We start from the raw sequence: 22,270 nt of genomic DNA on the forward strand, positions 1-22,270 counted from the left end.
GCGGTTCCAACCGTACCAGATCCGTTTCCGTCTCCGGCGCCCTGTTGGAGCGGGCCCGGCCGTTCGGCTTTCGCTTTCCGGCCTTTCCGACTCTACCAGGTCGAATTTCGTTCCGTATTCCGGTTCGAATTCGATCCGATTTTCCGTCGGAGGGGGTTCGCCTTTCGGCTGATCCGACGCTATCAGATTGCTCTGGGTCGGAATTCCACCTGCTCGGCAGGGGCTCCGTGCGCACAGGCGCGCGGTGCTTCCCGTTCAGGAGGAGCCGTAAACGTACTGGAGCGGGGCGCCCGGATGCAAATCCGCGCGCCCCGCTCCTACTTGAGTACGTCCGTACGAGCCCGGCCGTCAGACCTCGACGACCACGGGGAGGATCATCGGGCGCCGGCGGTAGTTGTCCGACACCCACTTGCCGACCGAGCGGCGGATCAGCTGCTGGAGCTGGTGCGCTTCCGAGACACCGTCCTGGGCCGCCTTGGTCAGGGCCTCATCGATCTTGGGGGCCACGCCCGCGAGGGCGGCGTCCTCGATGCCGGAGCCGCGGGCATGCAGGTCCGGGCCTCCGACGATCTTGCCGGTGCTGCTGTCCACGACCACGAAGACCGAGATGATGCCTTCGTCGCCCAGGATGCGGCGGTCCTTGAGATGGGTTTCCGTGACATCGCCGACCGAGAGGCCGTCGACGTAGACATAGCCCGCCTGGACCTTGCCGACGATCTTGGCGACGCCGTCGACCAGGTCGACCGCGACACCGTCCTCGGCGATGACGATCCGGTCCTTCGGCACCCCGGTCAGAGCGCCCAGCTCGGCGTTGGCGCGCAGATGGCGCCATTCGCCGTGGACCGGCATCAGGTTCTTCGGCTTGCAGATGTTGTAGAAGTACAGCAGCTCGCCGGCCGAGGCGTGGCCCGAGACGTGGACCTTGGCGTTGCCCTTGTGGACGACGTCCGCGCCCCATCGGGTGAGGCCGTTGATCACGCGGTAGACCGCGTTCTCGTTGCCCGGGATGAGGGAGGACGCCAGGATCACGGTGTCACCCTGGACGATCCGGATCTGGTGATCGCGGTTGGCCATCCGGGACAGGGCGGCCATCGGCTCGCCCTGGGAGCCCGTGCAGACCAGCACGACCTCGTCGTCGGGGAGGTCGTCGAGCGTCTTGACGTCCACGACCAGGCCGGCGGGGACCTTCAGGTAGCCGAGCTCGCGGGCGATGCCCATGTTGCGGACCATCGACCGGCCGACGAAGGCGACCCGGCGGCCGTACTCGTGGGCGGCGTCGAGGATCTGCTGGATGCGGTGCACATGGCTGGCGAAGCTGGCCACGATGATGCGCTTCTGGGCGTTCGCGAACACCGTGCGCAGGACGTTGGAGATGTCCCGCTCGGGCGGGACGAAGCCCGGGACCTCGGCGTTCGTGGAGTCGGAGAGGAGAAGGTCGATGCCTTCCTCGCCGAGCCGCGCGAAGGCGGGGAGGTCGGTGAGCCGGCGGTCCAGCGGGAGCTGGTCCATCTTGAAGTCGCCGGTGTGGACGACCATGCCCGCGGGGGTGCGGATGGCGACGGCCAGCGCGTCCGGGATGGAGTGGTTGACGGCGACGAACTCGCAGTCGAAGGAGCCGATCCGCTCCGTGTGCCCCTCCTGCACCTCGAGGGTGTAGGGGCGGATGCGGTGCTCCTGAAGCTTGGCCTCGATGAGGGCGAGGGTCAGCTTCGAACCGATCAGGGGGATGTCCGGCTTCTCCCGCAGGAGGTAGGGGACACCACCGATGTGGTCCTCGTGGCCGTGCGTCAGCACGATGCCGTCGATGTCGTCGAGGCGATCCCGGATGGACGTGAAGTCCGGCAGGATCAGGTCGATTCCGGGCTGCTCCTCCTCGGGGAAGAGCACTCCGCAGTCGACGATCAGCAGCCGGCCGCCGTACTCGAAGACCGTCATGTTGCGGCCGATCTCACCCAGACCGCCGAGGGGGGTGACGCGCAGGCCGCCCTTGGGGAGCTTCGGCGGGGCGCCGAGCTCAGGATGCGGATGACTCAAAAGACTCTCCTCACCACACACGCCACGTTGCCGTCGAGGGCACGTGGCGCGCATGACATTCGTGCACTTGCTATGAGGCGGTTGTTGGTCCGTATTCAGTTGTGAAGTCTGTGATCAGAGCTGTACCCCGCCGGCGGCGAGGTCGCGCGTGAGCTGTTCGGTCTCCTCGGGGGAGAGCTCCACGAGCGGCAGCCGCAGCGGACCGGCGGGCAGGCCCGAGAGGCCGAGGGCGGCCTTGGTCGTGATGACGCCCTGGGTGCGGAACATGCCGGTGAAGACGGGCAGCAGCTTCTGGTGGATCTCGGTGGCCTTGGTGACGTCGCCGTTGAGGTGGGCGTCCAGGAGGGCGCGCAGCTCGGGGGTGACGATGTGGCCGACCACGGAGACGAAGCCGACGGCACCGACCGAGAGCAGCGGGAGGTTGAGCATGTCGTCACCGCTGTACCAGGCGAGGCTGGAGCGGGCGATGGCCCAGCTGGCGCGGCCGAGGTCGCCCTTGGCGTCCTTGTTGGCGACGATCCGGGGGTGCTCGGCCAGCCGGACGATGGTCTCGGTGTTGATCGGGACACCACTGCGGCCGGGGATGTCGTAGAGCATCACCGGCAGGTCGGTGGCGTCCGCGATGGCCGTGAAGTGGCGCAGCAGGCCCTCCTGCGGGGGCTTGCTGTAGTACGGCGTCACCGCGAGCAGGCCGTGGGCGCCGGCGTCCTGGGCCGCGCGGGCCAGCTCCAGGCTGTGACGGGTGTCGTTGGTACCGGCTCCGGCGACGACGAACGCGCGGTCGCCGACCGCATCGACCACCGCGCGCACCAGCTGGGCTTTCTCCGCATCGCTGGTGGTCGGGGACTCTCCGGTGGTGCCGTTGACGACGAGACCGTCGTTGCCGGCGTCCACCAGGTGGGCAGCCAGCCGCTGTGCGCCGTCGAGATCGAGGGCGCCATCCGGCGTGAACGGCGTGACCATGGCGGTCAGCACCCGCCCGAAGGGGGTCTGCGGTGTGGAAGTCGGAGCCATGGGTCCCACGCTACTCGTAGCTCACCACGGGATGCGCCTCTGGGGAGCAGGGATGTGGACTCCGGCACTGCCTGCTCGGGGGTTCAAGCAGTGCCGGGTCCGTCTGTTCAGCGTAGATGAACTTCTCAAAATGCCGCAATCCGGACACTTCGCACGTCTGTCCCGCGGGCTCCGTATCAGGCCCGCAACCTGGGCCTTACGGAGCGATCCGGCCGTTCGCATTGAATGCGCCGTACGTGAGCGGCATGAGCTTCGCCCAGTGCGCTTCCATCTGCTCGCCGACCATTTCGATCTCCCGCTGGGGGAAGGACGGCACCTTCGCCTGCTCGTGCTGGGTGCGCAGACCGAGGAAGTGCATCAGGGAGCGGGCATTGCAGGTCGCGTACATCGACGAGAACAGGCCGACGGGGAGCACGGCACGGGCGACCTCGCGGGCGACGCCGGCAGCGAGCATCTCCTGGTAGGCCTCGTAGGCCCGGCGGTAGGAGTCCTCCATGACGCGGCTGGTCAGCTCGTGCTGCTCGGGGGTGCCCGAAACGAATTCGTACTTCCCGGGGCGGCCCTGCTGGACGAGCTTGCGGGACTCACCGGGGACGTAGAAGACCGGCTCCAGCTGGCGGTAGCGGCCCGACTCCTCGTTGTAGGACCAGCCGACGCGGTGCCGCATGAACTCGCGGAAGACGAAGATCGGGGCGCTGATGAAGAACGTCATGGAGTTGTGCTCGAAGGGGCTGCCGTGGCGGTCCCGCATCAGGTAGTTGATCAGGCCCTTGGAGCGCTCGGGGTCCTTCTGCAGCTCCTCCAGGGACTGCTCGCCGGCGGTGGAGACCCGGGCCGCCCACAGCACGTCGCTGTCCGCGGCGCTGTGCTTGACCAGCTCGACCGTCACCTCGTTCCGGAAGCTGACGGCTGCGCTGTCGGGGCTCTCAGTGCTCTCGGCGGGGGTGTGGGACACCGGCGGTTCCTTCCGTTCGTTCCTCGTGCGCGACCACCCTACGGGCCGCCGCCGACAGTCAGGGAAACAGCGCGTGATGCCGCGTTAGCCCGCAAAACGGGCGCGTCATAGCAGCGCACGGAGCGGCCGTTGATATTTTTCACAGAAGTCCCTGAAAACGGGCACCAACCGGACGCCGCAGACGTCTAACCCTGTGACAGTGCCCACTTCGAGGTTCCTAGGAGAGCCCGCTCATGTTCCGCCGGCGAGAGCCCGTCCCGTTCGCCTTCGTTGCCGAGGCAGACCGGTTCCGCAGCAATGTCACTCCCCCGCCGCGGCAGCGCGCCTCGCGCACGCAGCTCCTCGGCCAGTCTCTCATCACGCTGACAGTCGTGGGCGGCCTGGCCGGGGCCCTGCTGTTCGGCGTTCCCGCACTGCAGCAGGACAGCTCCGGCTCCAGCCGGGTGCATCAGTCCGAGGCCGCCCACCGCTGATCGGGCGGGCGGGGCGTGCCGTGAAGTGGTTCCGCCCCGCCGGTCCCGATAGCCTCACCGGTCACAGCTTCCGTCAGCGTGCCCATGAGTGAGGACCAGCCGTGCCCCTGCCCTTCCTGACGGCCGACCGCGACCTCGATCTCGACACCCGTGCCGCGGATTCGGTCGCACTTCCGCATGACGAGCCCGACCACTGGCGCCGTCCCTACCGCCCCGGACCGTGGCGCGTGGGGGCGGCGGCGGTGTTTTTGCTGCTCGCCTCGTTCGTGCTGATCTCGGCAATGATCATCGCGATGGCCGGCTCGCTGCCCGGCGCCGCGGCCTGTGCCCTGATCGGGACGGTGATGATCGCGGGCGCCCTGCGGCTGCTGCGGGTCGGGGTGTGGGTGAGCGCGCACGGTCTGCGGCAGGTGAATCTGCTGCGTACGACGACCGAGCCGTGGAGCGCCGTCGCCGCCGTGCGCACCCGCCAGCAGCCGGTGCGCTGGCTGGGCCTGCCGCGGACGGTGCAGGGGCAGGCGCTGATCATCGAGCGGACGCAGGGCGAGCCGCTGCGGTCCCTGCTCACGGACCACAACGGCGACTTCCTGTCCCGCCCGGAGGCGTTCGAGCGGGCCGCGGACGTCCTGGAGGCCTGGGCGGCGGAGTACCGCGCCTGAGGCCCGGCCGCCCGGGGATCCGCCCCGGCGGGCTCAGCAGCAGCACCGGGACCGTACGGACCCGGCCGGACCGGCGGCGCTACGCGGCCGGTACGGGCTTGCCGTCGTGCAGGGCGATGGCGCGCTGCATCGCCTTGCGGGCGCGCGGGGTGTCCCGGGCGTCGTGGTAGGCGACCGCGAGCCGGAACCAGGTGCGCCAGTCGCCGGGCGCCTCCTCCGTCTCGGCCTGCCGCCGGGCGAAGACCGCGTCGGCGGCGTCCCGGTCGATCCGGCCGCCGGGGGTCCGCGCCGGCTCGTCGGCGTCGGCCGGCAGGCCGCCCTCGGCCTCCAGGGTGTGCGCCAGCCGGTGGGCGTCCCGTGCGAAGCGGGTGTTGTGCCACAGGAACCAGGCGCCGATGCCCGGCAGCAGGAAGGCCACCGCGCCCATGCCCATGGCCGCCGGCTCGCCGGTCAGCAGGAGGAGTACGCCCTCCAGCGCCACCACGCCGAAGACGACGACCAGCACGGTGGCGAGGAAGAAGTACGTGAACTTTCCGCCCATGACGTCCGGCCTCAGCCCAGATCGAGGAAGTTTTCCAGGCCCACCGTCAGGCCCGGGGTGTTCACCACCCGGCGCACGCCGAGCAGGATGCCCGGCATGAAGCTGCTGTGGTGCAGGGAGTCGTGGCGGATGGTGAGCGTCTCGCCCTCCCCGCCGAGGAGCACCTCCTGGTGCGCCAGCAGACCGCGCAGCCGTACGGAGTGCACGGGGATGCCGTCCACGTCCGCGCCGCGGGCGCCGTCCAGCGCGGTGGTGGTGGCATCCGGCTGCGGGGCGCAGCCGGCCTCCTCCCGGGCCTTGGCGATCAGCTGGGCAGTGCGGGCGGCGGTGCCGGACGGGGCGTCCGCCTTCTTCGGGTGGTGCAGCTCGACGACCTCGGCCGACTCGAAGAAGCGGGCCGCCTGCTGGGCGAACCGCATGGTCAGCACCGCGCCGATGGAGAAGTTCGGGGCGATGAGCACGCCCGCCCCGGGCGAGGCGGCGAGCGAGGTGCGCAGCTGCGCCAGGCGCTCGTCGGTCCACCCGGTGGTCCCGACCACCGCGTGGATGCCGTGCCGCACACAGAAGTCGAGGTTGCCCATCACGGCACCGGGGTTGGTCAGCTCGACCACCACCTCGGCGCCCGCCTCGACCAGCGTCTCCAGCTTGTCGCCCCGGCCGAGTCCGGCCACCAGCTCCAGGTCCTCGGCGGCCTCGACGGCCCGTACGGCCTCGGAGCCGATGCGTCCCTGGGCTCCCAGTACGGCCACGCGCAGCTTGCTCATCGTTTCCCGTCCTTCTCTTGGTGGTGTCGCGGGGGCCTAGGCGACGATGTCGTCCAGCCGGGCCGCCTGCCGGTCCTTCAGGGGGCCGATGACGGACAGCGAGGGGCGGGTGCCCAGCACGTCGCGGGCCACCTCGCGCACCTCGTCCGGGGTGACGGCCGCGATCCGCGCGAGCATCTCGTCGACCGACATCTGCTCGCCCCAGCACAGCTCGCTCTTGCCGAGGCGGTGCATCAGCGCGCCGGTGTCCTCCAGGCCGAGGACGGTGGATCCGCGCAGCTGTCCGATCGCGCGGCGGATCTCGTCGTCGGTGAGGCCGTGGGACGCCACCTGGTCGAGTTCGTCGCGGCAGATCTTGAGGACGTCCTGCACCTGGCTCGGGCGGCAGCCGGCGTAGACGCCGAACAGCCCGCAGTCGGCGAAGCCCGAGGTGTACGAGTACACGCTGTAGGCCAGCCCGCGCTTCTCGCGGACCTCCTGGAAGAGGCGCGAGCTCATGCCGCCGCCCAGGGCGGTGTTCAGCACACCCATCGCCCAGCGCCGGTCGTCGTTGCGCGACATGCCCGGCATCCCGAGGATCACATGGGCCTGCTCGGTCTTGCGGTTGAGCAGTTCGACGCGTCCGGCGGTGCGGACGGTGCGGGAGCCGGAGCGCGGCGCGACCGGGACGGCGTCCGTCCGCTCCAGGGCCCCGGCCTGCTCGAAGGCACGGCGGACCAGGCGGACGACCTTGGCGTGGTCGATGTTGCCCGCGGCCGTGACGACGAGGTGGGTGGGGTCGTAGTGCTTCTTGTAGAAGCGGCGGATGCGCTCGGGGGTGAGGGCGTTGACGGTGTCGACGGTGCCCAGGACCGGGCGGCCCAGCGGGGTGTCGCCGAGCATGGTGTGCGCGAACAGGTCGTGCACGCAGTCGCCCGGGTCGTCCTCGGTCATCGCGATCTCTTCGAGGATGACCCCGCGCTCGGCGTCCACGTCCTCGGCCTCGACCAGCGAGCCGGTCAGCATGTCGCACACCACGTCGATGGCGAGCGGCAGATCGGTGTCCAGCACCCGCGCGTAGTAGCAGGTGTACTCCTTCGCGGTGAAGGCGTTCATCTCGCCGCCGACCTCGTCGACGGCCGCGGAGATGTCCAGCGCGCTGCGCCGCTCGGTGCCCTTGAAGAGCAGGTGCTCCAGGTAGTGGGTGGCGCCGTTGAGCGACGGGGTCTCGTCGCGGGAGCCGACGTGCGCCCAGATGCCGAAGGTGACGGAGCGGACCGCCGGCAGCGTCTCGGTGACGACCCGCAGCCCCCCGGGGAGGGTGGTCCGGCGGACCGTGCCGGCGCCCGCGGTGCCCTTGAGAAGCGTTTGGGTACGGGCGACGGCCCGCCCCTCCGAAGAGGTGCGGGCCGTCGTCGTGTGCGTACGGGACGTCACTTGGCGGCGTCGTCCTTCTCGTCCGCGGCCTTGTCCTCGTCCTCGATCACGGGGATGAGGGAGAGCTTGCCGCGCTGGTCGATCTCGGCGATCTCGACCTGGACCTTGGCGCCCACCGCGAGCACGTCCTCGACGTTCTCCACGCGCTTGCCACCGGCGAGCTTGCGGATCTGCGAGATGTGCAGCAGGCCGTCCTTGCCCGGGAGCAGGGAGACGAACGCACCGAAGGTGGTGGTCTTGACGACCGTGCCCAGGTAGCGCTCGCCGACCTCCGGCATGGTCGGGTTGGCGATGCCGTTGATCGTGGCGCGGGCGGCCTCGGCGGCCGGGCCGTCGGCGGCACCGATGTAGATGGTGCCGTCGTCCTCGATCGTGATGTCGGCGCCGGTGTCCTCCTGGATCTGGTTGATCATCTTGCCCTTGGGGCCGATGACCTCGCCGATCTTGTCCACGGGGATCTTGACGGTGATGATCCGCGGGGCGTTCGGGGACATCTCGTCCGGGACGTCGATGGCCTCGTTCATGACGTCCAGGATGTGCAGACGCGCGTCACGGGCCTGCTTCAGCGCGGCGGCCAGGACCGAGGCGGGGATGCCGTCGAGCTTGGTGTCGAGCTGCAGCGCGGTCACGAACTGCTTGGTGCCGGCGACCTTGAAGTCCATGTCACCGAAGGCGTCCTCCGCACCGAGGATGTCGGTGAGGGCGACGTAGTGGGTCTGGCCGTCGATCTCCTGGGAGATCAGGCCCATGGCGATACCGGCGACCGGGGCCTTGAGGGGCACACCGGCGTTCAGCAGCGACATGGTCGAGGCGCAGACCGAGCCCATGGACGTCGAGCCGTTGGAGCCCAGCGCCTCGGAGACCTGGCGGATCGCGTAGGGGAACTCCTCGCGGGTCGGCAGCACCGGCACGATGGCGCGCTCGGCGAGCGCGCCGTGGCCGATCTCGCGGCGCTTGGGGGCGCCCACGCGGCCGGTCTCACCGACGGAGTACGGCGGGAAGTTGTAGTTGTGCATGTAGCGCTTGCGGGTCACCGGGGAGAGGGTGTCCAGCTGCTGCTCCATGCGGAGCATGTTGAGGGTGGTGACGCCCAGGATCTGGGTCTCGCCACGCTCGAACAGGGCGGAACCGTGCACCCGCGGGATGGCCTCGACCTCGGCGGCGAGCGTACGGATGTCCGTGACGCCGCGGCCGTCGATGCGCTTCTTCTCCTTGATGACGCGCTCGCGGACCAGGCTCTTGGTCAGCGAACGGTACGCGGCGGAGATCTCCTTCTCGCGGCCCTCGAACTGCGGGAGCAGCTTCTCGGCGGCGACGGCCTTGACGCGGTCCAGCTCGGCCTCGCGCTCCTGCTTGCCGGCGATGGTCAGCGCCTGGGAGAGCTCGTCCTTGACCGCGGCGGTGAGCGCCTCCAGGACGTCGTCCTGGTAGTCGAGGAAGACCGGGAACTCGCCGACGGGCTTGGCGGCCTTGGCGGCGAGGTCCGACTGGGCCTTGCACAGGACCTTGATGAAGGGCTTGGCGGCCTCGAGACCGGCGGCGACGACCTCTTCGGTCGGGGCCTCGGCGCCGTCCTTGACCAGCTGGATGGTCTTCTCGGTGGCCTCGGCCTCGACCATCATGATCGCGACGTCGCCGTCCGGGAGGACGCGGCCGGCCACGACCATGTCGAAGACGGCGTCCTCGAGCTCGGTGTGGGTCGGGAACGCCACCCACTGGCCGTTGATCAGGGCGACACGGGTGCCGCCGACCGGGCCGGAGAAGGGCAGGCCGGCGAGCTGCGTGGAGCAGGAGGCGGCGTTGATGGCGACCACGTCGTAGAGGTGGTCGGGGTTGAGCGCCATGACCGTCTCGACGATCTGGATCTCGTTGCGCAGGCCCTTCTTGAAGGAGGGGCGCAGCGGCCGGTCGATCAGCCGGCAGGTGAGGATCGCGTCCTCGGAGGGACGGCCCTCACGACGGAAGAAGGAGCCGGGGATCTTCCCGGCCGCGTACATCCGCTCCTCGACGTCGACGGTCAGCGGGAAGAAGTCCAGCTGGTCCTTCGGCGTCTTGGAAGCGGAGGTGGCCGACAGCACCATGGTGTCGTCGTCCAGGTACGCCACGGCGGAACCGGCGGCCTGCTTGGCCAGGCGGCCCGTCTCGAAGCGGATGGTGCGGGTGCCGAAGGAACCGTTGTCGATCACGGCCTCGGCGTAGTGGGTCTCGTTCTCCACCAGGAATATCTCCTCGTCTGCGTCTGCGGCCCGTATGGCCGCAGACCGTCTTCGGTGGAGCGCCGGTGCGGGCCGGTCTTCGATCGAAGCACCCGGAGTGATGACACGTGGTGTGCACGGATCGTCCGGGGGCCACTACCGAGGACCGGCGGCCAGGAGGCGCTCCTACCGCGTTCACTTTTGCGATATGGCACCAGACTACAAAGCTTCCGTCCACCATGAGACGGCACGAGTGTCCGGTGCGTATGGCAAAGGGAGCGGCTCCCGGTAGGAACCGCTCCCTCTACGGCGTCTTACTTGGCGCCCGCCGCGCCGCGGCGGATGCCCAGGCGCTCGACCAGCGCACGGAAGCGCGTGATGTCCTTCTTCGCCAGGTACTGCAGCAGGCGGCGGCGCTGGCCGACGAGCAGCAGCAGACCACGGCGGGAGTGGTGGTCGTGCTTGTGGGTCTTGAGGTGCTCGGTCAGGTCCGAGATGCGGCGGGAGAGCATCGCGACCTGGACCTCGGGGGAGCCGGTGTCACCCTCCTTGGTGGCGAACTCGGCCATGATCTGCTTCTTCGTAGCGGCGTCGAGCGACACGCGGTACTCCTCAGGGTTCCGGCCGGTGAGCGTCCCTGGTTGACATCACAGGGAATCTTGGATGACTCGTCCGGGCCGTCACACAGCGTACCAGCTGAAAACGGCCCCCCGACCGGGTGGTCGGGGGGCCGCGGAACAGGCGGGTGGGCGGGTGCCTCAGTTGCCGGTGAGGCCGCGCACCTTGCCGTACACCTCCAGGACCGCCAGGCACAGCGGCACCAGGGACAGCAGGATCAGTCCGTCGAAGATGTCGAAGATCCGGCCCCAGAAGGGGGTGACGCCCTTCTGCGGGACGACCAGGCCGACGCCGACCAGGAGGGCGGCGCCCGCGGCGATGCTGCCGGAGAACCAGACGGTACGGATGTTCAGCGGGCCGGAGTCCTGGAAGCGGAGCAGATCGACGAAGATCTCCGTCGGCGGGTTCAGCGCGATGCCCAGGATGAGCAGGACGATCGTGAGGATGCCCGCGATGGTCAGGCAGGCGACCTGCGCGGTGTAGTCGAACAGCCGGGCGCGGAGCATGATCGTGATGCCGGCGGCCAGCGCCAGCAGCTGGGCCCACATGTTGTCCGAGAAGCCCAGGACCACACCGGCCGAGCCGACGGTCAGGGCGGCGCAGCCGGCGACGAGGCCGAGCAGCAGCTCGTGCCCGCGCTTGGCCTGGTTGCCGATCTTGACGAAGTCGACGGACTCGGTCTCGCTGCCGCTGTCGTAGGAGCCCTTGGCGATCTGGTCGGGCGACTTGTAGCCGATGGGCAGCCGGGCGAAGCGGGCGGAGAGGCCGGGCAGCCAGGCGACCAGGGCGATGGAGACGACGGCGGTGACGGCGGCGACCTCGCGGGGCGCGGCGTCGGTGAGGATCGCGGCGAACACCGCGAGGGTCCCCATGGCGGCCAGGAACGCGGCCGCGACGAAGGGGGCGTCACCGCGCGGCAGCAGGACCACCAGCAGGACGGCGGCGATGAGTACGGTCACACAGCCGACGAGGAGGTGCAGCCGGCCGGGGCCGGAGCCCGCCTCGACGGGGAAGATGCCGGAGCCGGCGAGCAGCAGGTGCGGGAGCGAGGCCAGGCCCAGCGCGATGGAGGAACCGTGGTCGTCGTAGACGCGGGCGCGGACGCCGGCCAGCGCGACCAGCACGATGCCGACGACACCAGCGATGATGCCGGGCAGGCGGTGCATGTCGCGGTCGGCGGGGTTCGAGAACCACAGGGCGAACGCCATCATCACGAGCAGCAGCACACCCGCGGTGAGGCCGACGACCCGCATGAGGTCGTCGCTCCAGCGGCTGCGGTTGCGCTTGACGGCGGAGGCGACGGCGTCGGAGACGTCGTCGAAGACCGGGAGCGGCAGCGATTCGGCGAACGGCTTCAGAAGAAGGAGGTCCCCGTCGAGGATCTGCTGCTGGGCGAGCGACTGTCCGGCGTCGAGAACCGTGCCGTCGCGGCGTACTAGGTGATAGCCGGTCGGTGCGCCCTCCGCCTGCGACTGACCGGAGAGCCGCAGGATCTCCGGGTAAATGTCGACGAGTGCGACGTCCTCCGGCAGAGCCACGTCAATCCGTGCATCCGGCGCGGCGACTGTGACCCGGCAAAAGCCGGTGCCAGTACTCGTGCTCACCTGGCGGTTCCCCCTATCCGTTGGGCGTTTTGTCGCTTCACGCGCCGTATATATAGAGCCGTCACTACGGGGCTGCGGCACGCTCGCGAGGCGTCAGCGTACCGTCCAATTCAGCGGCTGCCCCACCCACCCCGAGACTTGACGGTTGACAGTAGGATCAACGCCTGCGTCGGGCCACGTACTTGGCTCGGGGGACCGTCGAATCCAACGGGGGCGGTCCGAGACTGCGAGATGCATGAAGGACTGATGCCTCGGTGAGCGTTGTCATTGTCAAGCGCCCGCCCCGCGCGCTGCCACCTGAAGTCCCCTCGGAGGAGGTGACACTCGAGGCGCCTCCGGAGCTTCCGCGTGAGGGCGAATCAGAGAACATGCTGATGACCCTTATGCCCATGATGGGTATGGCGTCTTCGGCGGGATTCTTGTTCATGGGCAACCAGCCGTTCATGAAAATCATGGGCGGCTTTATGGTGGCGTCCACCCTGGCAATGGCGATCGTGCAGATCGTCAAAGCCCGGCAAGGGCCTTCCGGGCAAATGCTCCAAGAGCGCCAGGATTACCTCAAGTACCTGACGCAGAAGCGGAAAGAAGTACGGCGTACCGCGCGCAAGCAGCGCGACGCGCAGTTGTTCACCCACCCCGACCCGAGCCAGTTGTGGTCGATCGTGGCCGAGGGCAAACGCGTGTGGGAGCGCCGGGCGACCGATCCGGACTTCGGGCAGGTACGACTGGGACTGGGGCCGCAGCAGTTGGCCACTCCCCTGCGGGCCCCGGAGACGGCTCCGGTCGACGAGCTGGAGCCGCTGACCGCGCATGCGATGAAGGAATTCCTCGACAAGCACGGCCAATTGGACAACCTGCCGCTGGCCGTGTCGCTGCGCGCCTTCTACCACCTGACCGTCTCCGGTGACCCGGACACGGTCTACGGCGCCTCGCGCGCCATCGTCGCGCAGCTGTGCACCCTGCACTCGCCCGAGGACCTGGTGGTGGCCGTCGTCGCCGCGCCCGGTGCGCAGGCCGAGTGGGAGTGGACCAAGTGGCTGCCGCAGGTGCAGGACAAGTCCACGGACGGCGCCGGGTCGCGCCGGCTGGTGGTCGGCGACCTCGGTGAGATCGAGGAGCTGCTGGCGGACGAGCTGGAGGGCCGCGGGCGGTTCAACCCGCAGGGCACTCCGGTGACCGACACCCCGCATGTGGTGCTCGTGCTGGACGGCGGCGAGGTGCCGATGGACTCGGTGATCGCCGGGGCCGAGGGCCTCCAGGGCGTCACCATCCTGGAGGTCGTGCCGGGCGATCTGGACGAGATCCGCGGCGGTCTGGCCGTGCAGGTGTGGCCGGGCAAGCTGGTGCTGGAGTCGGCCAGCGGCGCGGTCTACCACGGTGTCTGCGACACCCTGTCGATCCCCGAGGCGGAGGCGCTGGCACGTCAGCTGGCCCCGCTGCGGGCGGGGTCCGGCGCGGACGGCGAGGAGCCACTGCTGTCGAACCTGGACTTCACCGACCTGATGAACATCGGTGACGCCGGTTCCGTCGATGTGTCGCGCACCTGGCGGCCGCGCACGCTGCACGAGCGGCTGCGGGTGCCGATCGGTGTCGACAAGGACGGCCAGCCCGTCATGCTCGACATCAAGGAGGCCTCGCAGGAGGGCATGGGCCCGCACGGCCTGTGTGTCGGTGCGACCGGTTCCGGTAAGTCCGAGGTGCTGCGCACCCTGGTGCTCGCGCTCGCGGTCACCCACTCCTCGGAGACCCTGAACTTCATCCTCGCGGACTTCAAGGGCGGCGCCACCTTCACCGGTATGTCGGAGATGCCGCACGTCGCGGCCGTCATCACCAACCTCGGTGAGGACGTCACCCTGATCGACCGCATGCGCGACTCGATCACCGGTGAACTCCAGCGCCGTCAGGAGCTGCTGCGCTCCGCGGGCAACTACGCCAACATCACCGACTACGAGAAGGCGCGTGCCGCGGGCGCCCCGCTGGACCCGCTGCCCTCGCTGGTGATGGTGCTCGACGAGTTCTCCGAGCTGCTGACCGCCAAGCCCGACTTCATCGACATGTTCATCCAGATCGGCCGTATCGGCCGGTCGATGGGTGTGCACATGCTGCTCGCCTCGCAGCGCCTGGAAGAGGGCAAGCTGCGCGGTCTGGACACCTTCCTCTCCTACCGGCTGGGCCTGCGGACCTTCTCCGCGGCCGAGTCGCGGACCGCGATCGGTGTGCCGGACGCCTACCACCTGCCGAACGTCCCCGGTTCCGGCATCCTCAAGTACGACACCGAGACGATGGTCCAGTTCAAGGCCGCGTACGTCTCGGGCCCGTACCGCGGACCCGGTGCCGGCGGCGGCCCCGGCGGCAGCCGGACGAACCGGCTGCCGGTGCCGTTCACGGCGGCCCCGGTCGTCGAGCAGATCATCGAGGACCCCACGCCGGTCGAGCCGGTCGAGCCGGAGCAGGACGACGCGCTGGCCGACACCGTGCTCGATGTCATCGTCCAGCGCATGCAGGGCCAGGGCCCGCCGGCGCACCAGGTGTGGCTGCCGCCGCTGGACGAGCCCCCCACGGTCAACCAGCTGCTGCCGACGCTCGCGGTCACGCCCGAACGGGGTGTGCACGCACCGGAGTACACCGCGCTCGGCAAGCTCGTGGTGCCGGTGGCGCTGGTGGACAAGCCGTTCGAGCAGCGGCGTGACGTGATGTACCTGGACTTCTCCGCCGGCGCCGGTCACGGCCTGGTCGTGGGTGGTCCGCAGTCCGGCAAGTCCACGCTGATCCGGGCCGCCATCGCCTCGTTCGCGCTCACCCACACCCCGTCCGAGGTGCAGTTCTACTGCCTCGACTTCGGCGGCGGCGGCATGCTGACCATGGAGGGCCTGCCGCACGTCGGCGGCGTCGCCTCGCGTCTGGACGCGGAGAAGGTGCGCCGTACGGTCTCCGAGGTCGTCGGCATCCTCAACGAACGCGAGGAGTTCTTCCGGGCGAACAACATCGACTCGATCGGCACCTACCGCCAGCGGCGGGCCTCGGGCGCCTACCCCGACCAGAAGTGGGGCGACGTCTTCCTGGTCATCGACGGCTGGGCGACGTTCAAGACCGACTACGAGCAGATGGACCCGGTGATCCTGGACATCGCCGCCCGTGGTCTCGGTTTCGGTGTCCACCTGATCATCGCCGGTGCGCGCTACACCGAGGTGCGGCCCGCGCTGCGCGACCAGCTCCTCAACCGCGTCGAGCTGCGCCTGGGCGACCCGATGGAGTCGGAGTTCGACCGCAAGCGCGCGGAGAACGTGCCGATGGGCAAGCCCGGTCGCGGTATGTCCCCCGAGAAGCTCGACTTCCTGGCGGCGCTGCCGCGGCTGGACGGGATGAGCGACCCGGAGACGCTCAGCGACGGCATCGCGAACCTGGTGTCGACGGTCAGCGAGCACTGGCAGGGCGAGCCCGCCCCCGCGGTGCGGATGCTGCCGACGATGCTGCACGTCAACGAGCTGCCCAAGGGCAACGACTACCCCGAGCACGGCATCGCGATCGGCGTCGACGAGACCACGCTGTCCCCGGCGTTCATCGACTTCGAGACCGACCCGCTGCTGGTCATCTACGGCGAGAGCGAGTCGGGCAAGTCGTCGCTGCTGCGTCTGCTGGCCAAGCAGATCGCCGAGCGGTACCCGTCCGACAAGGCGCTCATGGTGGTCTCCGACTACCGTCGTGCCCTGCTCGGCGAGATCCCCGAGAGCCACATGTACAAGTACTGTGCAGCGGGGCCGCAGTTGCAGGAGGTCATCACCGGTCTGGCCGGTTCGCTGGGCCGCCGGATGCCGGGCCCGGACGTCACGCCGGAGCAGCTGCGCAACCGCAGCTGGTACGACCTGCCGGACGCGTTCGTGATCGTGGACGACTACGACCTGGTGGCGACCAGCAGCGGCAACCCGCTGCAGCCGCTGCTGGAGTACCTGCCGTTCGCCCGTGACCTGGGTCTGCGCCTGATCATCGCGCGCAGCTCCTCGGGCGCCGGACGTTCCTCGTTCGAGCCGGTGATGCAGCGGACCAAGGAGCTCGGTGCGCAGGGTCTGATCCTGTCCGCCGACCCGGCCGAGGGCCCGCTGATGGGCAACATCAAGGGCCAGAGCCTGACGCCGGGACGGGCCACGTTCATCACGCGCAAGCGCGGTGCGCAGCTGGTCCAGACGGGCTGGCTGCCGGCGAACAGCGGCTGACCGGACCGCACCACGGCAACGGCGGTGGGGCGTCCCTCTTCGGAGGGGCGCCCCACCGCCGTTTCGTGCGCGGGCCCGGCGCGTCCGTGCGCGGTGCCGGGCCGTGCGTCAGCCGAAGGCCCCGTGCTGGGTGGCGTCGGGGCCGGACCGGCCGGGAGCCTCGCCGCCGGCGGGCGCGGTGTCCTTGCCCCCGGGAGCGTCGGCCGCGCGGGCCGGGGCCGTGGGCGCGGCGGCAGACCCGTGGGGCGGGGCGGCCGCTGTCTTCTTCCGCGGCCCCGACGTCGGTTCGCGCTCGGGGCCCGGGTCCGGCTCCGTGCCGGGCGGCCGGCTCCGTACGCCCTTGGCGATGCCCTCGCCGCCCCGGGTCCTGGCCCCGCCGTCCTGCGCCGGGCCGAACGGGTCGGGCCCCTGCACCGCCGTGGAGGTGTCCCACTCGTGCCGTACGGGCGGCCGCCCGCCCTGGCCGCCCCCGCCGCCGCGCTTGCCGAAGGCGCCGCCGAGGCCGCCGGCGAGCTGGCCGAGTGCCATGAAGCCGTAAGCGATCTCGGGTCCGGACGACGACTGCGCGCCGTCGCCGGAGCGGTCCGCCGGCGGGGTGTCGTGGTCGGTGTCGTCCGTGTCGCCGGCGGGCCGTGCGGCGGCGGTCTCCAGGTCGGCGGCGGCGAGTTCGAAGACCGGCAGCGAGTCGTCGACGGACCGCTTGAGGCGGTGCCACTCCCCCGCGAACGCCTCACCGGCCGGGCCCTGCCAGTTGGCCGCGGCGGCGGTGCCGACGTGCCGGTCCAGATCACGGACGAGGCCGTCGAGGTGCCTGCCCATCTCCCGCCAGCCGGCCGCCGCCTCGTGCAGGGCCTGCGGATTGCCTCGCTCGCTCACTTGACGCTCCGCATCATCTCGGTCAGCTCTTCCTCGGCCGCCTCCGTATGGGCGACGGTCTCCTTGATCCCTCCGCCGACCTCGGCGAGACGCTGCTGCAGCTGGACGAGGGCCTGCTCGGCCTGCTCGTACAGCTCGCGGTAGGGCCGGGCCGCCGCGTCGCTGCCGAATCCGTCCCGGAGGGCCTCGGCGTCCGCCCGCCGCCGGAATGCCGCGAGCTGCCGGCTCAGTTCTTCCGCACGTATCTCGAAGGTCGCACCGAGCTTGTGCAACTCCTCGGTACTGAGCCGGACTTCATCGGACATCATTTCTCCCCGAATTGCATGACAGCTACCTGCCGACATCACTTCAGGTCTAGCACACCCGCAATAGGCCCGAAGCCCTCTGCGGAGCGGGCGCGGGGCGCACCGCGGAATTCGCCATGGCGCAATATCCGGCAATACCGACAACCCCCGCCTTGACGCCCCGTTCACACCCGTCATTAGACTCATGACGCCGGTGCCGCACAAGCGGCCCTGTGCCATCACGTTCCAGGGGGCAGACATGAACAATGAGCGGCAGATCCAGGACGAGGACCTGATGGACGTCGCCCAGGATCCCGAGCAGGCGCACCGGCTGCGCAAGGCGCTGAAGGTCCTGGCGGACAACCCCAACGTCGGCGGCAAGCTGCAGGAGATGGCCCAGGAGGTGCTCTCCGGGCGGATCGGCATGAAGGACGCGATCGAGACGCCGCGGTACATGGACGCGCTGGGCGACCGGATGAACGAGATCCGGCGGGCCGCGGAGAACCAGACCATGGCCGAGCGCGAGGAGTCCCGCGAGAAGTTCGCCGCCTGGCAGAAGGAGCAGGAGGCGAAGGAGGACGAGGAGCGCGCCGAGCGCGACGGCCCCTCCGGCAGCATCGTGACCGGCCCGCGGCGCGGCGGCCGGGGCGGCGGACACCGGGGCTGACCGGGTCTCCCTTTTCCCCTCTCGCCGAAATCCGTTCAAACACGACGGAAAGCGGTTACGGAAGAAAGCAGATCGACCGCCGGATCATGCGGACGAACCTGCTTTCTTTCCGCACACGGTGATCTCGTTTTCTCCACATCGGGCCCGGGGGCAACTCGGTTCACGCCCGCCCCGCCCGCCTTCCGGCAGGACCCCCCGCAGACCGGTCCCGGCCTGCGTGTTCCAGTTCCGGCACAGCCCACCCCGCGCAGCCCTGCGCACGCGGTACGGATCATAGGATCGAGCCGGACACGCAGGAATCCACAAAGGTGGAGGCGGGATTGATGGGGGACGAGGAAGCCATGAGCGCCTCAGGCGAAGGAAAAGCCGTGGCAGCCGGATACGCACCACATCCGTACATCGGCGGTCGCACCGCCGTGCTCCGCGCACTCGCGGCCTGGCGCATGCGCTGGCCCGGCGCACCGCGCGTCATCGTGCTCACCGGCAACCCGGGCAGCGGGCGATCGCGCCTGGTCACGGGCTTCTTGATGATGTGCGACCCCGGCTACCGCAAGCAGTTGCCGCTGGACGACCTGGACCCGGCGACGGTGCCCCCGGACCTCCCCGCACCCGCCGTACCGAGCCCCGCGGGGCGCACCGCGGCACAGCTGTTGTGGATGATCTCCGATCATTTCGGACTGGACGCCGGGCGCGGCGATGACATCTTCACCGAACTCGCCGCTCGTGAAGAGCCGGTGACTCTCGTGGTGCCGGATGTGGACCGGGCCGGTCCGGTACGCACCGCGGACGAGCCGACCCGCGTCGTCCGGGACGTGCTCAGGCCGCTCGCCGCCACCGAAACGGTTCAGCTGCTCGCCGAGGTGCCGCGCGAACTGGCCGCGGAGCTGGCCGAGGCACTGCCGTCCGGCCAGGTGCAGATCATCGACCTGGACGCGGCCGAGTGGGCCGACCCCAAGGGCCTGGTGCTGCACGCCGAGACCGCGCTCACCCCCGAGGCGGGGGCGCCGGAGCTCCCGTTCACCACCGACCCGTCGGCGCGCCGGGCGCTCGCCGAGGCCCTCGCGGCCCGCGCGGACGGCAACCGGCTCACCGTCCAGCTCGCCGTGCAGTCGCTGCTCCTGCAGCCCGAGGGCTTCGATCCGGCGGACGCGTCCCTGCTGCCCGGCAGCGTCGGCGAGGCGCTCGACCTGCACGCCCGCCGGCTGGGCGCCGATCCGCGGACCCTGCGGCTGATGCTGGCGCCGCTGGCGCTGGCGGAGGGCGAGGGGCTGCCGGTCCAGCTGTGGGGCGCGCTGGCGAGCGCGGTCGCCGGCCGGGACATGAGCCAGGACCTCGCCGACGGCATGCTGCTGGCCGCGCCGTTCCTCCAGCCGGTCGAGCCGTCGCGGGACGGGGACGGCGACGGGGATGGGGACAGGAACGGTCCCGGTGCCGGTGCCGGTGCCGGCAGTGACCGTACGCTGCTGCGCCTGATGCACCCCGGGCTCGCCGAGGAGATCCGCTCCGGCCTGCCGGACGTCCGCGACGCCCAGACCAGGATCGCCATGGCGCTGCTGGAAGCAGTGCCCCAGCAGGACTGGTCCCGGGCCGATCCGTACGTCCGCGACCATCTGGCGGCGCACACCCTCGACGCCGGCCTGCTCCCCCAGCTCCTCACCGACCCCGGCCTGTTCGCCCACGCGGACCCGGTGACGATGCGGGCCGCCATCGAGGCCGTACCGCTGGAGCAGCTGGGCGCACCGGCCCGTACGTACCTGCGCACCGCCCCGCTGCTCACCCGCTCCGAGGCTCCCGCCGAACTGCGGGCGGCGTTCTTGGAGTCCGCGTTCGTCGAGGACGGCCTGGTGCCCTACGCGGAGGCGCTGCACACGCTCGGCCTCCGCCTGCCGTGGCGCACGCTGTGGAGCGTGCCGCTGGTCGGCGTCCGTGCGGTGACGACGGGGACCCTGCCGCCGCAGGACGGGGAGAGCGGGGACGGCGCTGCGGCGGAGGCGGCCGGGGGCCCGGGCGGCCCCACGGCGGACGCGGCCGGGAGCCCGGGCGGGACGTCGGCACAGGAAGACGGAAACCCGGGCGCGACACCGGCCGGCTCCGCCGCCCCGGCACCGGCTTCCGGCACTGCCGCGCCCCGCCCCGTGGCCGCCTTCGTCGTCCCCGAGGGAACCCCCGGTTCCCGTACGGTGCCCGGCCAGGACGGCGCCGCACCCGAGGCGGGCGGACGGGCCCTGCTGGTCCACGATCTGCTGCGCCCCGGGTACCTCGACGCCGATCCGGCGCAGGTGCAACTGCCCTCCGCACAGGCCCAGGAGGCCGCGCCGTTCGGGCTCAGCCGCGGCGCCGACTACCTGCGGGTCTGGGCCCGCGCGAGCGAGGAAGTGGTGGCCGCGCTGGTCTCCGACACCCCGTTCACCGGCGCCGACCTCTCCCCGGACGGTGTGCTGGTCGTCGCCACCGCGCGCGGTGTGACCGCCCGGCAGATCCTCGCCGCGGCTCCCGCCCCCGCCGTGCCGGCCCCCACCGTGCCGGCCCAGCGCACCGGCACCGCCGACTCCGCTTCGTCCGACGGCCTCGAAGGAGACCCCTCGTGATCACCCAGGCGCAGGCCCAGGCCACCGCCGCCCGCTGGCTCAACCCCGAGGGCCATCAGGGCCCGCCGCGGGACGTGGCCATGCAGGAGTTCGACCTCGGCTGGGTGGTGTGGGCCGTACCGCCGCCCCCGGAGGCCGACCCGCGGACGGGGCAGCGGCGCCCGCCCGCCGAGGTCGGCGCCGCCTGCGGAGTCGTCGACCGGGCGTCCGGCGAGCTGACGGTGTGGCCGTCGGTACCGGTCGACGAGGTCGTCCGGATGTACCGCCAGAAGCACGGCGCCGCAGCGGCCCCCTCGACGCCCGAGGAGCGCCCGGTCACCGGCCCCGGCAACACCGCCGTCGCGACCTACCCTGACCCGTCGACCGGCGAGGAGACCAGCCTCGCCCGGGTCTCGGCGCCCGGAGCCCCGCCCGCCGAGTACCAGCTCCTCGACGAGCTGCGGCGGCTGGGCGTGGACCCCGCGGACGTCCGTGCCGTCCACACCGACCTGCGCTCCGCCCTGCTGCCCGGCGGCTACCCCGGCGACTTCATCCTCCGCACGTTCACCAACGCCACGTTCTCCTGCACCGAGGGCTACGGCATGCGCCCCGAGGAGCGCGCCGAGGGCGTCGCCGGGCTGGTGCGGCAGGTCGAGATGATGCACCAGCTGGCGGGCCGGCAGGCACCGCCGCGGCCGCACCGGCTGCCGGTGCCGCACCACGTCGAGGCCGCGCCGCAGATGCGGGACGTGGCCCTCGGCAAGCACCTCGTGGAGGTCTTCGGCCCCCAGGGCGTATGCCGTCCGGACGCCGACGACCTCGCCACCACCCAGCTCCCCGAGGCCACGAGGAACACCCTGGTCTGGGCCGGACTGCCCGCCCAGGTCCCGTACTTCTTCACCGCCGACCGCCCCGACGCCCTGCCGGCCGGCGGCCTGTTCACGGACGTGGCGACCCACCTGCGGGAAACCGGCACCCAGGCGGGCGAGGAGACGCTGACGACCCTCGCCGGCTACGTCCGGCTCGGCACCGACGGCCTCTACACGCTCGCCGTCCAGTGCACCGCGGCGGAACAGAACCAGAACCTCATCGGCACCGTCTGGGCCGTCCAGCCGTCCTCGGGCGGCGGCCGCTTCGTCAACCGCTCCGTCTCCGCCTACCTGCGCTCCCTCGCCCTGCTGGTCACCACCCGCGCCCGGATGCGGGGCATGGACCCGTACGCGGCCGGCACGGCGGTCGCCACCTTCCAGGAACAGCTCGCGGCCATCGACTCCTGGTCACTGGACGACGACAGCAACTGGTGGTCCCTGGTCGTCGAGCAGATGTGGCATGGGCTGTTCTGAGGGGCGGGGGGCTGCTGAGGGGGCTGAGGGTTCTTTGGGGGCTTGGGGG

The 22,270-nt window shown here is 70.7% G+C and carries 17 protein-coding genes; 6 read left to right on the forward strand and 11 right to left on the reverse strand.

Translation table 11 applies throughout. From position 1 onward, the window contains the following. Positions 1–348: 348 nt before the first annotated feature. The 3 genes from AB0411_RS19470 to thyX form a co-directional block, all read right to left on the reverse strand. Entirely contained in the window at positions 349–2,034 is a 1,686-nt protein-coding gene (locus AB0411_RS19470) for a ribonuclease J (RefSeq protein WP_366418535.1), read from the reverse strand. A gap of 114 nt (positions 2,035–2,148) precedes the next feature. Then, the gene (dapA, locus tag AB0411_RS19475) at positions 2,149–3,048 is read right to left on the reverse strand and encodes a 4-hydroxy-tetrahydrodipicolinate synthase (protein ID WP_366418536.1); all 900 of its coding nucleotides are present in this window, start codon (positions 3,046–3,048) and stop codon (positions 2,149–2,151) included. Positions 3,049–3,244: 196 nt separating this feature from the next. Further along, positions 3,245–4,003 (reverse strand): FAD-dependent thymidylate synthase, encoded by a 759-nt coding sequence (gene thyX, locus AB0411_RS19480; protein ID WP_366418537.1) that lies wholly within the window; start codon positions 4,001–4,003, stop codon positions 3,245–3,247. 233 nt (positions 4,004–4,236) lie between these two features. On the opposite strand from thyX, the gene AB0411_RS19485 reads away from it, so the two are divergent. Next, on the forward strand, positions 4,237–4,476 hold the full coding sequence (locus AB0411_RS19485) for a hypothetical protein (protein WP_086719166.1): 240 nt from the start codon (positions 4,237–4,239) through the stop codon (positions 4,474–4,476). Positions 4,477–4,577: 101 nt separating this feature from the next. Continuing rightward, positions 4,578–5,135, forward strand: a complete 558-nt coding sequence (locus AB0411_RS19490; RefSeq protein WP_366418538.1) for a PH domain-containing protein — start codon at positions 4,578–4,580, stop codon at positions 5,133–5,135. Positions 5,136–5,214: 79 nt separating this feature from the next. On the opposite strand, the gene AB0411_RS19495 is transcribed toward AB0411_RS19490, so the two are convergent. The 6 genes from AB0411_RS19495 to eccD form a co-directional block, all read right to left on the reverse strand. Then, on the reverse strand, positions 5,215–5,676 hold the full coding sequence (locus tag AB0411_RS19495; RefSeq protein ID WP_366418539.1) for a hypothetical protein: 462 nt from the start codon (positions 5,674–5,676) through the stop codon (positions 5,215–5,217). Positions 5,677–5,687: 11 nt separating this feature from the next. Further along, positions 5,688–6,440, reverse strand: coding sequence for a 4-hydroxy-tetrahydrodipicolinate reductase (dapB, locus tag AB0411_RS19500; RefSeq protein ID WP_366418540.1), 753 nt, complete (start codon positions 6,438–6,440; stop codon positions 5,688–5,690). A gap of 36 nt (positions 6,441–6,476) precedes the next feature. Beyond that, positions 6,477–7,856: a M16 family metallopeptidase gene (locus tag AB0411_RS19505; RefSeq protein WP_366418541.1), complete on the reverse strand. Its 1,380-nt coding sequence runs from the start codon at positions 7,854–7,856 to the stop codon at positions 6,477–6,479. Beyond that, positions 7,853–10,072, reverse strand: coding sequence for a polyribonucleotide nucleotidyltransferase (locus AB0411_RS19510; protein ID WP_366418542.1), 2,220 nt, complete (start codon positions 10,070–10,072; stop codon positions 7,853–7,855). Before AB0411_RS19510 ends, AB0411_RS19505 begins: the two co-directional genes overlap by 4 nt. A gap of 293 nt (positions 10,073–10,365) precedes the next feature. Further along, positions 10,366–10,653 carry a 30S ribosomal protein S15 gene (rpsO, locus tag AB0411_RS19515; RefSeq protein WP_006602744.1) on the reverse strand — a complete coding sequence of 96 codons (288 nt, stop codon included), beginning with the start codon at positions 10,651–10,653 and terminating at the stop codon, positions 10,366–10,368. 156 nt (positions 10,654–10,809) lie between these two features. After that, complete coding sequence (gene eccD / locus AB0411_RS19520) at positions 10,810–12,273, reverse strand: type VII secretion integral membrane protein EccD (RefSeq protein WP_366418543.1); 1,464 nt, start codon at positions 12,271–12,273, stop codon at positions 10,810–10,812. A 254-nt stretch (positions 12,274–12,527) separates the two neighbouring features. On the opposite strand from eccD, the gene eccCa reads away from it, so the two are divergent. Further along, a complete protein-coding gene (gene eccCa, locus AB0411_RS19525) occupies positions 12,528–16,484 on the forward strand; it encodes a type VII secretion protein EccCa (RefSeq protein WP_366418544.1) in 3,957 nt (1,318 codons plus the stop codon). 108 nt (positions 16,485–16,592) lie between these two features. On the opposite strand, the gene AB0411_RS19530 is transcribed toward eccCa, so the two are convergent. Both AB0411_RS19530 and AB0411_RS19535 read right to left on the reverse strand, forming a co-directional pair. Next, on the reverse strand, positions 16,593–17,360 hold the full coding sequence (locus AB0411_RS19530) for a WXG100 family type VII secretion target (protein WP_366418545.1): 768 nt from the start codon (positions 17,358–17,360) through the stop codon (positions 16,593–16,595). Continuing rightward, entirely contained in the window at positions 17,357–17,665 is a 309-nt protein-coding gene (locus AB0411_RS19535) for a hypothetical protein (RefSeq protein ID WP_366418546.1), read from the reverse strand. The genes AB0411_RS19530 and AB0411_RS19535 overlap by 4 nt, the downstream gene beginning before the upstream one ends. Positions 17,666–17,903: 238 nt before the next feature. On the opposite strand from AB0411_RS19535, the gene AB0411_RS19540 reads away from it, so the two are divergent. The 3 genes from AB0411_RS19540 (at position 17,904) to AB0411_RS19550 (ending at position 22,221) form a co-directional block, all read left to right on the forward strand. After that, a complete protein-coding gene (locus AB0411_RS19540; RefSeq protein ID WP_152104832.1) occupies positions 17,904–18,311 on the forward strand; it encodes a hypothetical protein in 408 nt (135 codons plus the stop codon). A gap of 323 nt (positions 18,312–18,634) precedes the next feature. Further along, the gene (locus AB0411_RS19545) at positions 18,635–20,899 is read left to right on the forward strand and encodes an ATP-binding protein (RefSeq protein WP_437042612.1); all 2,265 of its coding nucleotides are present in this window, start codon (positions 18,635–18,637) and stop codon (positions 20,897–20,899) included. After that, positions 20,896–22,221, forward strand: coding sequence for an SUKH-4 family immunity protein (locus AB0411_RS19550; RefSeq protein WP_366418548.1), 1,326 nt, complete (start codon positions 20,896–20,898; stop codon positions 22,219–22,221). The genes AB0411_RS19545 and AB0411_RS19550 overlap by 4 nt, the downstream gene beginning before the upstream one ends. Positions 22,222–22,270 lie beyond the last annotated feature (49 nt).

Origin of the sequence: Streptomyces angustmyceticus (assembly GCF_040701845.1) — a bacterium.
GTDB lineage: Bacteria > Actinomycetota > Actinomycetes > Streptomycetales > Streptomycetaceae > Streptomyces > Streptomyces angustmyceticus_A.